Source organism: Pseudomonas sp. 18.1.10 (assembly GCF_024655625.1).
Classification (GTDB): domain Bacteria; phylum Pseudomonadota; class Gammaproteobacteria; order Pseudomonadales; family Pseudomonadaceae; genus Aquipseudomonas.
The window spans coordinates 1-14,181 of the sequence record NZ_JANLGL010000155.1; the positions used below are offsets into that span (position 1 = coordinate 1).

General features: G+C 61.1%; 14 protein-coding genes. 4 read left to right on the plus strand and 10 right to left on the minus strand.

The features are described 5' to 3' along the window. Window positions 1-67: 67 nt before the first annotated feature. From NUV89_RS21700 to NUV89_RS21725, 6 genes are all read right to left on the minus strand, one after another. Window positions 68-1,597: a SulP family inorganic anion transporter gene (locus NUV89_RS21700; RefSeq protein ID WP_257782916.1), complete on the minus strand. Its 1,530-nt coding sequence runs from the start codon at window positions 1,595-1,597 to the stop codon at window positions 68-70. Between the two features lie 85 nt (window positions 1,598-1,682). Beyond that, window positions 1,683-2,414: a carbonic anhydrase gene (locus NUV89_RS21705; protein WP_124527067.1), complete on the minus strand. Its 732-nt coding sequence runs from the start codon at window positions 2,412-2,414 to the stop codon at window positions 1,683-1,685. A 226-nt stretch (window positions 2,415-2,640) separates the two neighbouring features. Further along, window positions 2,641-3,699, minus strand: coding sequence for a PA0069 family radical SAM protein (locus NUV89_RS21710; protein WP_257782917.1), 1,059 nt, complete (start codon window positions 3,697-3,699; stop codon window positions 2,641-2,643). An 81-nt stretch (window positions 3,700-3,780) separates the two neighbouring features. After that, entirely contained in the window at window positions 3,781-5,031 is a 1,251-nt protein-coding gene (locus NUV89_RS21715) for a cytochrome c (protein WP_257782918.1), read from the minus strand. Window positions 5,032-5,043: 12 nt separating this feature from the next. Beyond that, window positions 5,044-6,828, minus strand: coding sequence for a GMC family oxidoreductase (locus NUV89_RS21720; RefSeq protein WP_257782919.1), 1,785 nt, complete (start codon window positions 6,826-6,828; stop codon window positions 5,044-5,046). Window positions 6,829-6,830: 2 nt separating this feature from the next. Further along, window positions 6,831-7,583, minus strand: a complete 753-nt coding sequence (locus tag NUV89_RS21725) for a gluconate 2-dehydrogenase subunit 3 family protein (RefSeq protein ID WP_257782920.1) — start codon at window positions 7,581-7,583, stop codon at window positions 6,831-6,833. Window positions 7,584-7,815: 232 nt separating this feature from the next. Between NUV89_RS21725 and NUV89_RS21730 the strand changes: the two genes are divergently transcribed. After that, window positions 7,816-8,502, plus strand: a complete 687-nt coding sequence (locus NUV89_RS21730) for a tyrosine-protein phosphatase (protein WP_257782921.1) — start codon at window positions 7,816-7,818, stop codon at window positions 8,500-8,502. Between the two features lie 7 nt (window positions 8,503-8,509). Here NUV89_RS21730 and NUV89_RS21735 read toward each other — a convergent pair whose 3' ends face one another. Together NUV89_RS21735 and prlC are read right to left on the minus strand one after the other, a co-directional pair. Continuing rightward, complete coding sequence (locus tag NUV89_RS21735) at window positions 8,510-8,785, minus strand: YheV family putative zinc ribbon protein (protein ID WP_017528719.1); 276 nt, start codon at window positions 8,783-8,785, stop codon at window positions 8,510-8,512. After that, window positions 8,782-10,833, minus strand: a complete 2,052-nt coding sequence (prlC, locus tag NUV89_RS21740; RefSeq protein ID WP_257782922.1) for an oligopeptidase A — start codon at window positions 10,831-10,833, stop codon at window positions 8,782-8,784. Before prlC ends, NUV89_RS21735 begins: the two co-directional genes overlap by 4 nt. A gap of 100 nt (window positions 10,834-10,933) precedes the next feature. Between prlC and NUV89_RS21745 the strand changes: the two genes are divergently transcribed. Both NUV89_RS21745 and NUV89_RS21750 read left to right on the plus strand, forming a co-directional pair. After that, on the plus strand, window positions 10,934-11,476 hold the full coding sequence (locus tag NUV89_RS21745; RefSeq protein WP_257782923.1) for a gamma carbonic anhydrase family protein: 543 nt from the start codon (window positions 10,934-10,936) through the stop codon (window positions 11,474-11,476). Next, window positions 11,473-12,132: an HAD family hydrolase gene (locus tag NUV89_RS21750; protein ID WP_207045623.1), complete on the plus strand. Its 660-nt coding sequence runs from the start codon at window positions 11,473-11,475 to the stop codon at window positions 12,130-12,132. Before NUV89_RS21745 ends, NUV89_RS21750 begins: the two co-directional genes overlap by 4 nt. A gap of 85 nt (window positions 12,133-12,217) precedes the next feature. Here the strand turns inward: NUV89_RS21750 and NUV89_RS21755 are convergent, their stop codons facing one another. Next, window positions 12,218-13,261 (minus strand): aminopeptidase, encoded by a 1,044-nt coding sequence (locus tag NUV89_RS21755; protein WP_257782924.1) that lies wholly within the window; start codon window positions 13,259-13,261, stop codon window positions 12,218-12,220. Window positions 13,262-13,361: 100 nt separating this feature from the next. Between NUV89_RS21755 and NUV89_RS21760 the strand changes: the two genes are divergently transcribed. Then, entirely contained in the window at window positions 13,362-13,784 is a 423-nt protein-coding gene (locus NUV89_RS21760; protein ID WP_257782925.1) for a hypothetical protein, read from the plus strand. Window position 13,785: 1 nt separating this feature from the next. Here NUV89_RS21760 and NUV89_RS21765 read toward each other — a convergent pair whose 3' ends face one another. After that, window positions 13,786-14,025 (minus strand): DUF1161 domain-containing protein, encoded by a 240-nt coding sequence (locus NUV89_RS21765; RefSeq protein WP_257782926.1) that lies wholly within the window; start codon window positions 14,023-14,025, stop codon window positions 13,786-13,788. Window positions 14,026-14,181 lie beyond the last annotated feature (156 nt).

The following is a 14,181-nucleotide window of genomic DNA, read 5'->3' on the forward strand; positions in this document are numbered from 1 at the left end:
CTGACACACCGCATTCGCGAGCAAGCCCGCTCCCACACAAGCCCGCTCCCACATTGTTTTGCGGTGGTCAGACTGCCGCCGAGCCTATCCCCGTCGTCATCCTCACCCGGCCTTCCAACCGGCGCTTCAACCCCCGCGCCTCGATCACCAGCTTCGAGCCCTTCGCCGCATTGGCCCGCCCCCATTCCTCCAGCAACTCCAGGCAGGAATGGTCGATGTAACTCAGGTTGTTCAGCGGCACATGCACGGTCGTCCCCGCTGGCACCGTCGACAGCACCTGGGTCAACGCCGGCACTTTCAGGAAGGTCGCCGCACCACTCAAGCGCAGTTCCATTTCACCGGCCTGGGGCAGGTCGATCAGGCTCACCTTCAGGCGCGAAGCCTTGAACGCCAGCTTGACCAGCGTCAGCCCAAAGCCCACCAGCACGCCGGTCAGCAGGTCGGTAAAGATGATCGCCAGCGCCGTCGCCGCGTAGGTGAACATCGGCATGCGCCCATAACGTCCCAACGCTTTGAATGCCTTGATGTCCACCAGCTTGATCCCGGTGTACACCAGCACGCCCGCCAGGCTCGCCACCGGAATGCTTTGCAGCACACTCGACAGCAACAGCACGAACGCCAACAGCCACAGCCCGTGGAACATCGCCGACAACCGCGTGGTCGCACCGGCCTGAACATTGGCGGAGCTGCGCACGATCACGCCGGTCATCGGCAGGGCACCGACCAGGCCGCACAACATGTTGCCGACACCTTGAGCGGACAATTCCTTGTCGAAATCCGAACGCTGGCCGTTGTGCATACGGTCAACCGCAGCGGCAGAGAGCAAGGTCTCGGCGCTGGCGATAAAGGCCACGGCAAATGCCGCGATCAACAGTTGCGGATCGGCCAGGTTCAAGAGGTCGCTGGGGCGTAGCCAGTCGATGGCGTCCGCGAGGTTTTCCGGGACCTCCACACGCTTGACCTGCAACGCCAGCATCAGGCTGACGACGGTGGTCAGGCCCACGCCCAATAAAGCGCCGGGCACGAAGCGCAGGGTTTGCGGACGCAACTTGTCCCACAGGTACATCACCAGCATCGTCGATAGCCCGAGCAAACCCGCCTGCCAGCCAAGGCCCGGAATCGCTTGCGCCACGGCGGCCGGGAACCCCGCCAGGTTATCCAACCCCGAAGGCTTGGGCACACCGTCGAGCATCACATGGATCTGCGACAACACAATCAGCACACCGATGCCTGCCAACATGCCATACACCACCGCTGGCGCCGTCACTCGGAACCAACAACCCAGGCGCAAGCGCCCGGCCACCAGTTGCAGGAAGCCCGCCAGCAGCAGGATCGGCCCCAGCATCATCATTCCGTGTTGGCGTACCAACTCAAACACCAACACCGCCAAGCCCGCCGCCGGACCACTGACTTGCAGCGGCGAACCCGCCAGCCATCCGACGACCAGGCCACCGATGATCCCGGTAATCAACCCCTTGGCCGGCGGCATGCCGGACGCAATCGCAATGCCCATGCACAAGGGCAGGGCGACCAGGAACACAACCACCGAGGCGAGCAACTCCCGTGGCAATACAGCTTTCAATTGAGCAGCACGCATGATGACTCTCCCGAGGCATTCGCCGGGCGCGGTAATACCTGGCTGCATCCATGGCAGCCACCGCATTACCCGGCAGGGAAGTGTTTTAGAAGCGCGCTTTAGGCGTCGCGCAAGGGATTGGCCCTTCGCCGTTCAAGGGTCTGAACGTGGACTGATCGGCATCGTAGGCGCGGATTTCGCTGGTCTCGATGTTGTAGATCCAACCATGGATAAACAAATGACCATTGGCCATGCGCGAAGCCACGGAAGGGTGGGTGCGCAAGTGTTGCAACTGGGCGATGACGTTTTCTTCGGTCAGCACCTTCATGCTTTCGCTTTCATTGGCGCAGTCGCAGTTGTCATGAACCATGGTCTTGGCGACCTCGGCATGCCGCAGCCAGGCCTTGACCGTCGGCATCTTCTCCAGGCTGTCGGGGTTGAGCACCGCACGCATCGCACCACAATCGGAATGCCCACAGACAATGATGTGCTGCACGCCCAGGGCGAGTACCGCGTACTCGATGGCCGTGGAAACGCCGCCGTTCATCTGGCCGTAGGGCGGCACCACGTTGCCGACGTTACGGGTCACGAACAGGTCGCCCGGCGAACTCTGGGTTATCAATTCGGGGACGATGCGCGAATCGGCGCAGGTAATGAACATCGCCCGTGGGCTCTGGGCCGTGGCGAGTTTCTTGAAGAGTTCTTCCTGCTGGGGGAAGACGTCGTGATGGAAATGCAAAAAGCCGTCAACGATATGCTTTAGCGCTGCATCGGCGGTTTCCGCCACCTCAGGGGCTGAAGCCGACGCAGCCAACGGCTGTTTATCCTTATCACTCATGATTCATCCTCTTGGTTAATGCAGGGGAGTGCTCAAGTGCGTTCGACGCCTGGCCCGTGCAATCGTTGCAAACGCCACAAAACAGGCCGCCGACTCATCAGTCACTCGCTGGACAAGGTAGCCGCCGAAACTTAACTCAAACTGAATGAACCGCTCTAGATCGCGGGTTTCAGTGATGTCAAAGTGAGACTATTCCTACAAAGAAAGTGCACCTTTCCTCAACAGTCTACAACAACGCCATCTGCCTGCCTGGCGGACAGAACGCCGTGCAATCCAGATTAAACCCTTCCCGCCGGTTGAGCCCCAGGCGTTTGATCGCCTTGCTGAAACGCTGGGCCAGCAGATCGGCAAAAGGCCCCTCGCCGCGCATGCGCACGCCGAAGCGGCTGTCATACACCTCACCACCCCGTACCTGGCGCACCAGGCTCATCACATGGGCCGCGCGCTGCGGGTAATGCGCCGCCAGCCACTCCTCGAACAACGGCGCCACCTCCAGCGGCAGGCGCAACATCATGTACGCCGCACTTTGCGCGCCGGCCGCGTGGGCCTCGCTGAGCAGGCTTTCCAGTTCGCTGTCGTTGATCATCGGGATCATCGGCGAGCACAACACGCCCACCGGGATGCCCGCCTCGCGCATCACCCGAATCGCCCGCAACCGTGCCTTGGGCGCCGCCGTGCGCGGTTCCAGGATGCGCTTGAGTTCGTCATCCAGGCTGGTGAGGCTAATCATCACGGCCACCAGCCGTTGCCTGGCCAACTCGGTAAGCAGGTCGAGATCGCGCAGGATCAGCGAGCCCTTGGTGATGATGGTCACCGGGTGCCGGTAACGCAGCAGCACCTCCAGGGTTTGCCGGGTGATGCGGTACTCGCGCTCGATAGGCTGGTACGGGTCGGTATTGGAGCCCAGGTTGATCGGCGCACACACATAACCCGGCTTCGACAGTTGCTGCTCCAGCACATCGGCGGCGTTGCTCTTGGCGATCAGCCTGGTCTCGAAATCCAGCCCCGGCGACATATCCCAATAGGCATGGCTGGGCCGCGCATAGCAGTAGATGCAGCCGTGCTCGCAGCCGCGATAAGAGTTGATCGAGCGATCAAACGGCAAGTCCGGCGAATTGTTGCGGGTGATGATGGTCTTGGCCGTTTCGATACGCACTTCGGTGCCCTGGGTCGGCGGCACTTCCTGATACCAGCCGTCGTCCTCGGCCACGCTGACGGTGGGCGCAAAGCGGTTATGCAGGTTGGTGGCCGTGCCCCGGCCACGGGGCGGCAGCGGAGTAGACATAAAAACGCCTCGATACTGTTTTTATATACAGTATCGAGGCGCGAGGTTTCTGACCAGTGCCGTTTGGCGGTCAGGGAACGATCAGTGCTTTTCGCGCAAGTCCGCCACGTCGCCGGCTTTTACCGGTGCGCCTTGGTTGCCCCAACTGCCACGGATAAAGCTGACGACATCCGCCACCTCCTGGTCCGACAAGCGCCAGGCGAACGCCGGCATGGTGAAGGTGGACGGCGCCGCGTGGGTGGCCGGCAAGGTGCCGCCGTTCAACACAATGTTTATCAACGAGGTGGCATCCGCCGTCTGCAACACCGGGTTGCCGGCCAGGGCCGGGAATACCCGGGTATAGCCATGGCCGTCGGTGCGGTGGCAAGCGGCGCAGTTGTCGATGTACACCGAGGCGCCGCGCTGGCTGTCGTCGCCTTTCCACAGGGCCTCGGCGACCTGCTTGTCGTACTGGTGCGGCTGATCCTTGGGATCTACCGCCGGCAGGCTTTTGAGGTAACGGGCGATAGCCGTCAGGTCATTTTCCGACATGTACTGCATGCTGTGGACGACTACATCGCTCATGCCGCCAAACACCGCGCTACGGTCGCTGCGGCCGGTCTTGAGGAACTGCACCAGTTGCGCCTCGCTCCAGCTGCCGAGGCCGTCCTTGTGGTCGCCGCGCAGGCTTTTGGCGATCCAGCCTTCCAGCGGCGCACTGCCAGAGAGGAACGCGCTGCCCTCGCTGGCACTCAGGGCTTTTTCCTGCATGGTCAGGGCCCGCGGTGTGTGGCATGCGCCGCAGTGGCCGAGCCCTTCCACCAAGTACGCGCCACGGCTAATCACCGGATCGGCTTGCGCAGCGGGTTGCGGATTCGCCACCTCAGGCGCAAACATCCAGCGCCACGCGGCCAACGGCCAGCGCATGCTCAACGGCCATGGAATATCACTGGCCTTGTTGTCCTGGGCAACCGGCTCCACGCCTTTCATGAAGTACGCGTACAACGCCTGCATATCGCTATCGCTGACGCGCGCGTAAGACGGATAGGGCATGGCCGGGTAAAGCGTACTACCGCTCTTGGCGACGCCATGGCGCACGGCCTTGTCGAAGTCTTCGAAGCTGTAGTCGCCCAGGCCGCTCTTGTCCGGGGTGATGTTGGTGGAATAGATCACGCCAATCGGCGTTTCCATCGGCAGGCCGCCGGCGAACGGTTTGCCACCCTTGGCGGTGTGGCAGGCCACGCAGTCACCGGCGCGGGCCAGGTATTCGCCTTGCTTGACCAGGTCGGTTTCGGCAGCGCTGACAGAGCAGCTGCTGAACAGCGCCAGAGAGGCGATAACAAATGCTTTCATGGTCATCGCTCCTTATGCCTGAACCAGTGGGCCGGGGTTTTTCAGGTATTGCTCGCGGATCGCGCGGGCCGACCAATAGGTCAGCGCCGCCACCAGACCGGTAGGGTTGTAGCCCAAGCCTTGTGGGAAAGCGGACGCGCCAGGGACAAACACGTTGTGTACATCCCAGCATTGCAGGTAACGGTTCAACGCACTGGTCTTGGGATCGGTGCCCATGATCGCGCCACCGTTGAGGTGGGTGGTCTGGTACGACGCGGTGTTGAAGTGCTCACCGACCTTTTTGCCAAGCACGGCAATGGCCTTGGGGTTCATCGCCTCGGCGACCTTGCCCATTTTCTCGACCATGAAGCGGTTCATCTTGATGTCGTTTTCCTGCCAGTCGAACGTCATCCGCAGCAACGGCTGACCGTAGGCATCGCGGTACACCGGGTCCAGATCCAGGTAGTTGCCCCGGTAGGATTGATGCGCACCGTGAGCGTCCATCGACACCTGGTGGGTGTAATAATCGGCGGTCGCGCGTTTCCATGCGCTGCCCCAGGCCGGTGTACCCGGGGGGTTGGACGTCCCGGCAATCGGCCGGCTGCCGGCCTGGTTGACCCACATCGGCGAGCCGCCCACAAAGCCATGGGGCCCGTGGTCGAAGTTGTCGGCGTTGAAGTCGTCGATGGCCACGCCATTGCCGCCGGCACCGATGAAGTTGTTGGTGTGGGTGTCCTTATCGAAGAACGCCTTGATGGTGGCCATGTTCTGGTAGGCAAAGTTGCGGCCCACCACGCCCTCGTTGGTGATCGGATCGTAAGGCTTGCCGATGCCCGACAGCAGCATCAGGCGCACGTTGTGGAACTGGAACGCGCCGAGAATCACCAGGTCGGCCGGCTGCTCGCATTCGCGACCCTGGGCGTCGATGTACGTCACGCCGGTGGCTTTGCTCTTGGTGCTGTCGAGATTGACCTTGAGCACGTGGGAATTGGGCCGCAACTCGAAGTTCGGCACCTGGCGCAGCGCCGGCAGGATGTTCACGTTCGGCGAAGCCTTGGAATACATGTAGCACACGTAACCGCTGCAAAAACCGCAGAAGTTGCACGGGCCCATCTGCGCGCCATAGGGGTTGGTGTACGGCCCCGAGGTATTGGCCGACGGCAGGTTGTAGGGTTTGTAACCGACCTCGGCAGCGGCTTTCTGAAACAGCTGTGCGGAGACGGTGTTTTTCTGCGATTCCAATGGGAACGGGTTGGAGCGATCCGGCGCATACGGGTTACCGCCACGGCCTTCGCCCACCAACTGCCCCTTCACGGTCCAAGCCTGGCCGGAGGTGCCGAAGACTTTTTCCGCGTAGTCAAAAAACGGTTCCAGCTCTTCGTAACTGACGCCGAAGTCCTGGATGGTCATGTCCTTGGGAATGAAGTTCTTGCCGTAGCGCTCTTCATAATGGCTACGCATGCGCAGCTCGATCGGATCGACACGAAAGTGCACGCCTGACCAGTGCAGGCCCGCACCACCGACGCCATTGCCCGGCAGAAACGCACCCAGCTGACGGTTGGGCAGGGCGACGTCATTCACGCTATGGCGAATGGTCACCGTCTCCTTGGAGATGTCCTGGAAGAGTTTTTTACGCACGCTGTAGGTCAGTTCGTCGATGACCTGGGGATAGTTGCCGTCCGGGTAAGTGTCCTGCATCGGGCCGCGCTCCAGCGCTACCACGTTGAGGCCTGCTTCCGTCAGTTCCTTGGCCATGATCGCGCCGGTCCAGCCGAAACCGACAATCACCGCATCCACTTTCTTCATGATGGTCGCCACGTTTATGCCCTCTCGCCGCGGATGGAAACTGCCGGGAAGGGGTATTGCTCGTTGCGTTCAACCCAGTCCATGAAATCGGCGCGGGCGCCGGGGAAGCCGATCATGGTCCAGCCGACCATGCCTTTGTTGCCACCGTGGATCGGGTCGCAGAAGAACCCTTCCTTGGTGTTTTGCAGCAGCAGGTTGAAGAAAATCTTCGGCGGCACCGCGTCGAAATGCGCGGCCACTTCACTGCCACCCGCCTCCAGGCGACGCAACATATCGTCTCGGGTAGCGCTATCTTGCGCAGCAAAAGCTTTACCGTTGAACGCTTTCGACCATGCATCCGTTGCGGCGATACCCAGGCGATAGATGTCCTTGGGCACCAGTTTGCTCTGCCAGCCCATCTCGGGCGGCGCATCGGCGTTGAACGGACCTTGCATGAACCACAGGGCGCCGCTGGCGTACGGCGTGTTCATCTGGCGGTCGATATATTCCGGTGCGCCGGCTTCCAGGGCGCCAGGGCCTTGGGCATCAGCAGGAATCAACTGCGCCACGGCGGCGTTGATAAACGCCCACTCTTCGGCCGTGAAGTAGCTTGGCTCGTAGGCTTTTTCGCTGGCCGCAGGCTTGGCTGGAGCGGCCTGGGCCGGCTCGGGCGTGGCCATCAGCAGCGAGCCGCCAAGGCCAGTACTGGCAACCGTGACCACCGGGATCAAGGTCAAGGATTTGCGCAGAAAGTCACGCCGGGGGTTGTCTTGATCTTGATCAGACATGGGTGCACCTCATCATGTGGTCACGGGTTTTTCAGTCGCTTCTGGGGGCGGCTTATGTTTTTTTGGCAAACAATAGTTACAAATGATAGCAGCCTAAGGATCGAGAGGAATCGTTTCAGCGACTAAAGACTGAGGATTCACAAATCTTTGACGACCGCCTCACACCCCGTTGACCCCCCGTAAACCAATCTGAGGACCATTCCCCACCCCTCATGTCCGGTTAACGTCACCCATGTTCAAGCATCAATGGCTGTCGGCTCTTGGCCTCGCGCTCGCGGCCTTGTTCACCCTCGCTCCTGCCCAGGCCGACGAACCCAGCTCCATTCGTTCAGCCGAATGGGCCCAGCCCGTGGGCAGCCAATACAACTTGCACCAGATGACGCCCACCCTGTATCGCAGCGCTTTACCCGACAGCGGCGCGGTGCCGCTGCTGGAACAACTGAAGATCGGCACCGTAATCAACTTCCTGCCGGAGTCAGACGCCAACTGGCTGAAAGCCCCCGGCATCCGTCAAGTTCAGCTGAGTTATCGCACCAACCATGTGGATGATTCCGACGTGCTGGCGGCACTCAGGGCAATCAAGGAAGCCGAAGCCAACGGCCCGGTGCTGATGCACTGCAAACACGGCTCCGACCGCACCGGCCTGATGGCGGCGATGTATCGCGTGGTGGTGCAGGGATGGAGCAAGGAGGATGCGCTGAACGAGATGACCCTGGGCGGGTTTGGCACCAGTAACGGCTTCAAGGACGGCGTTCGCTACATGATGAAGGCCGATATCGACAAGTTGCGTACAGCCTTGGCGAATGGCGATTGCAGCACCAGTGCGTTTGCACTGTGCTCGATGAACAGTTGGCTCAACACGGCGGGAACAAGCCGTGCCGAGCCAAAGACCGACGCTGGACTGACGGTAAAACCCTAAACGGGCGTCAGTCTTTTTTCAGCTTGGGGTTAGGGAAGAACTGCACCGCCTGCACCTTCGGGTCAGCCGGTGCCTTCAACGCCGAGGTGTTGACCCGCGTGCCCAATTCCTTGGGCACCGACAGACCTTGGTCATTCAATGTGTCGGTATAACCGCACGCCACACATTCACGGTGCGGCACGCTGTCTTCGGTCCACATCTTCAACTTGTCCGGCTCGCTGCACGCCGGGCAGACCGCCCCGGCGATAAATTGCTTTTTGGTGATCACAGGCCCTTCACTCATGCTGCCGCGTCCTCACTCAGGCCGCTGTGGCGCAAGAGTGCGTCAATCGACGGCGCACGTCCGCGGAAATCGACGAACAACACCATCGGTTCCTGGGAACCGCCACGGGCCAGGATCGCCTCGCGGAAGGCGCGGCCGGTCTCGGCATTCAGTACGCCTTCTTCTTCAAACTTGGAGAAGGCATCGGCCGACAGCACTTCGGCCCACTTGTAGCTGTAGTACCCCGCCGCATAACCGCCGGCGAAAATGTGCGCAAAGCTGTTGGGAAAACGGTTGTAGGCCGGCGGACGCATCACCGAGACCTCATCGCGCACGCCTTCCAGCACCTGGGCCACGCTGCGGCCATCGCCGTGGGTGGCGTGCAGTTCAAAGTCGAACAGCGAGAATTCCAACTGGCGCACCATCATCAGGCCGGACTGGAAATTTTTCGCCGCGAGCATTTTTTCCAGCAGGTCCTGGGGCAGCGGCTCAAAGGTTTCATAGTGACCGGAGATCAGCGCCAGGCCTTCCGGCTCCCAGCACCAGTTCTCCATGAACTGGCTCGGCAACTCCACCGCATCCCAGGCCACGCCGTTGATGCCGGACACGCCGGCGTGCTCAACGCGGGTCAGCAGGTGGTGCAGGCCGTGGCCGAATTCGTGGAACAGCGTCGTCACTTCGTCGTGGGTCAGCAGGGCAGGCTTGCCGCTGTCGGCCGGGGTGAAGTTGCACACCAGGTTGGCCACCGGGCTTTGCAGTACACCGTCGATGGTGCGGCGGCGGTCGCGCGCGCCGTCCATCCAGGCACCGCCACGCTTGTTGGCGCGGGCGTACAGGTCAAAGAAGAAGCGGCCGACGTGCTGGCCGTTTTCCTTGATTTCAAACAGGCGCACATCCGGGTGCCAGGTGTCGAAGCCTTTCAGCTCGGCGATCTCGATGCCGTACAGGCGTTGCACGATGGCAAACAGGCCGCCGAGCACTTTGTCGATGGGGAAGTAGGCGCGCAGGGCTTCCTGGGACACGCTGTAGCGCTGCTCGCGGAGTTTTTCGCCGTAGAAACCGCTGTCCCAGCTTTGCAGGTCGGCGCAGCCTTGTTCGGCCGCGTAAGCCTTGAGCTGTTGCAGGTCCTGGGCGGCGAACGGCTTGCTGCGCTTGGCCAGGTCGCGCAGGAAGCTCAGCACCTGGTCGCTGGACTCGGCCATCTTGGTGGCCAGGCTCAGCTCGGAGAAGGACGCGTAGCCCAGCAGCTTGGCCAGTTCCTGACGCAGGTCGAGGATCTGTTCCATCACCGGGCCGTTATCGTTCTGACCGGCATTCGGGCCTTGGTCCGACGCGCGGGTGCAGTAGGCCGCGTAGACTTCTTCACGCAGGGCGCGGTCGTGGGCGTAGGTCATTACCGCGTAGTAGCTCGGAAATTCCAGGGTAATCAGCCAGCCATCCAAGTCTTTGGATTGGGCAGCGGCGGCCATCTGCGCCTTGGCCGAGTCAGTCAGGCCGGCGAGGGTGGCTTCGTCGGTAACGTGCTTGGTCCAGGCTTGGGTCGCATCCAGCAACTGGTTGGAGAACTTGCTGCCCAGCTCGGACAGTTTGCTCTGCACTTCGGCGTAGCGTTTTTGCTGCTCGGGCGGCAAGTCGATACCCGACAGGCGGAAGTCGCGCAGGGCGTGTTCCAGGATGGTTTTTTGCGCCACGTCGAAACCGGCGGCTTCCGGGCTGTTGGCCAGGGCTTCAAAGGCCTGGAACAGTTCACGGTTCTGGCCCATTTCGGTGGAGTAGGCGCTCAACGCCGGCAGGCAGCTTTCATAGGCCTCACGCAATTCGGCGCTGTTGCACACGGCGTTGAGGTGGCTGACCGGGCTCCAGGCGGCGCCCAGGCGGTCGTTCAGTTCGTCCATGGCCAGGACCAGGCCGGCCCACGTCGGATTTTTCCCCTGGCTTTGCAGGATGCCTTCGATGGCGACGCGGTTGTCGGCGAGGATCTGTTCGATGGCCGGTTGCACGTGCTCGGCACGGATCGCCGAGAACGGCGGCAGGTCGTAGGACTGCAGAAGAGGGTTGTTCGCGCTCACGGTGGGTACCTTGGCTGGAGACATGTAAGAACAAAGATGGGGCCATCTTAATTACAATCAACGCCCACCGCAGCTATCAGCACAACAGAGAGAGGCTATCGTGACCCTTCGCACCTATCAGAACCACACGCCAACCCTCGGCGCCGGGGCTTTTGTCGATATTTCGGCGGTGGTGATCGGCGATGTCGAAATCGGCACCGACAGCTCCGTCTGGCCGCTGACCGTGATTCGCGGCGACATGCACCGCATCCGCATCGGCGCACGCACCAGCGTGCAGGATGGCTGCGTGCTGCACATCACCCATGCCGGGCCGTTCAACCCGGACGGTTTCCCACTGCTGATCGGCGACGACGTAACCATCGCCCACAAGGTCATGCTGCATGGTTGCACAGTGGGCAACCGCATCCTGATCGGCATGGGCAGCATCGTGATGGACGGTGCGTTGGTGGAAGATGAGGTAATCATCGGCGCCGGCAGCCTGGTGCCGCCGGGCAAGAAACTTGAAAGCGGCTTTTTGTATGTCGGCAGCCCGGTTAAACAAATTCGTCCACTGACTGACAAAGAACGCGCGTTTTTCACCTACAGTGCGGCGAACTACGTAAAGCTCAAAGACCTGCACCTGGCTGAAGGATTCGATCAATGACCCTGCATTACCCCACCGTCCTCTTCGACCTGGACGGCACCCTGACCGACCCGCGTGAGGGCATCACCCGCTCGATCCAGTACGCCCTCGCCAAACTCGGCATCGACGAGCCGGACCTGACCAAGCTTGAACACTTTATCGGCCCTCCGTTGCTGCAAGCGTTCATGCAGTTCTACGGGTTCGACGAAGCCAAGGCCTGGGAAGCGGTGAATTTCTACCGCGAGCGCTTCAAGGTCACCGGGCTGTATGAAAACCGCGTGTTCGACGGCGTGCTGCCGCTGCTGGAAGAGCTGAACAGCCAAGGCCGTCAGCTGTATGTCGCCACCTCCAAGCCGTGGGAATTTGCCCGCGAGATCGCCAGGCATTTCGATTTTGCCAAGCACTTCAAGGTGATCTACGGCAGCGAGCTGGACGGTACGCGCACCAACAAGGTCGAGCTGATTGCCCATCTGATGCGCGAAGAGGGCCTGGACCCGGCGACCACCCTGATGATCGGCGACCGCAAGCACGACCTGATCGGCGCCCGCAGCAATGGCCTGGATTCGGCGGCGGTGGGGTATGGGTTTGGCAGTTTTGAAGAACTGAATGCCGAGGCGCCGACTTGGCATTTTGAGACGTTGGCCGAGATGCATCAGGCGTTTTTGCGGCAGCCTTGAGACCGCTATCGCAGGCAAGCCAGCACCCACATTTAAAGGTATTCACAAATCAAAATGTGGGAGCGGGCTTGCCCGCGATGGGGCCCTAACGGCCACCGCTCTCCAACTGCCTCAACGCCACCTTACGCTGCTCCACCGGCAACCCACCCATCTTCTCCACCGCCGCATAGAACTTCAGCCAATCCCCGCCTTCCTGCCGAAACAACGCCGCAAACGCCGGCACCCACTGGTCATACAACCCAAACGGCAATAACCGCGCATTGTTCATCGGCAAGTTGATCCACGCGTCATAACGCTTGTCGCCCGCCCACTGGCTATCACGCATCTGCCGATAATCCCTGCGCAAACGCTCGAACTCTGCCGCCTTGGCCGCGCGCATCGCATCGGCCGCCAAAGGTTGGGCATAGACTTTCTCCAGGCGCTGACGGGTATCGAGGATCAACTGGATAAACTGATCGCGCTGCTTGGAAGCCGACACGCTGGCCGGCGCCAACCCACGCGCGACACGCCATTGCCGCGTGCCTTCCTGCTCGACGAAATTGGCGAATGACTCATTGAATTCGGTGTCGTCCTGCACATAAAACCGCTGGTGCGCCAGCTCATGAAAAATCAGCGTGGCCAGGCGCTCATCACCCCAGCTCATCATCGAGTTGAGGATTGGGTCGTTGAACCAACCCAGGGTGGAATAGGCCTCGACGCCGCCAATCGACACGTCCATGCCCCGCAGGCGCAACAATGCCGCCTCACCCCGCGCCGCGCCCTGGTTGTAATAGCCGCGATAGGCCACACAACCGGCGATCGGAAAGCAGTGGGTTTCCGGCGAGAGCGAAAATTCTGTCGTGGCGAAAACATTCCAGACCACATAAGGCCGGCCAATATCGGCGTACAGCCGGTAACTCTGGTTGTCAGGCAAATGCAGGTGCTCACTGGCAAACGTGCGCGCCTTCTGGGATTGCGCCAGATGCTCACGCAGCAGCGGTGGCTGCGCGGGGTCGGCGATGACCTGGGCAACCGGCTCGCGGGCCCGCAACAATTGCCACTGGCCGCTGGCCAACTGCCCGTAATAACTGATGCTTGAGCAGCCGCTGAGCAGTACCACCATCAACCCGGGGGAAAAACGCCTGACCATGTACCGATTGCTCCTGGGACTTTTCCACGCCATGGGGTGTTTATACTCAAGGGAGCCTGCTGCGTCAGGCCCATTTCTTTTCTTCCATTGAGTACACGCCATGCGCCAGCTCTTGCTTGCCATCACCGTCCTGTTTCTCAGCGCATGCGCTTTGACGCCGTTGCCCGCGGTCGATCCGCAGCAGGCCTGGGTCGATTTCGCCACTCCGACACCCAACGCCAAACTGGTAATGGCCCAGCGCCTGGACGGCAAGAACCTCGAAGACGGTCGATTCTTCCAGATGCCGCCCGGCAGCCACGAGTTGATGGTGCGCTTTGATTTTGAAGTGCCAACGGGCAGCGGCTTCGGCGGCCTGGGGCAGACCACCGAACGCATCTGCTTCATGACGCTGCAGTACGACCACTTCCAGGCGGGCCAGCGCTATGTCCTGGAAGGCCGTTCGCTGGGCTTCACGCCGAATATCCGGCTCTACAACGCGGCGCGTCAGTTGTTGGCAGAGGAGCGCAGCGTCAACTGCATCTGATTCAGTCGTTGTTCTTCTGGTAGATGATGGCCTTGGTGCTGTTCTCACAGCTGCCGACGACCATGGCTACATCGTGCTTGTCGGCTTCTTCCTTGGTCACGATCTCCAAGGTGTAGGACGGCACGGCGTTCGCCTGGATCTTGACTTCGATCTCTTTCCTGAGCTCTTCACAGTCTTTTGGCGCGGCCACGGCCGAAGTGGCCAATACGCCGCAGATGATCGCCAAGGCAAAACGTTTCATGTGTGTAGCTCCCTGAATGCACTGCGCACGGGTGTGCGCCTAGGCTGCAATGGCTATTCGACCATAGTTTGCACACGCAGGTTCTGATTTAACGCAAAACCAAATGTGGGAGCGGGCTTGCTCGCGAATGCGGTGTGTCAGGCACTGAATGTGTTT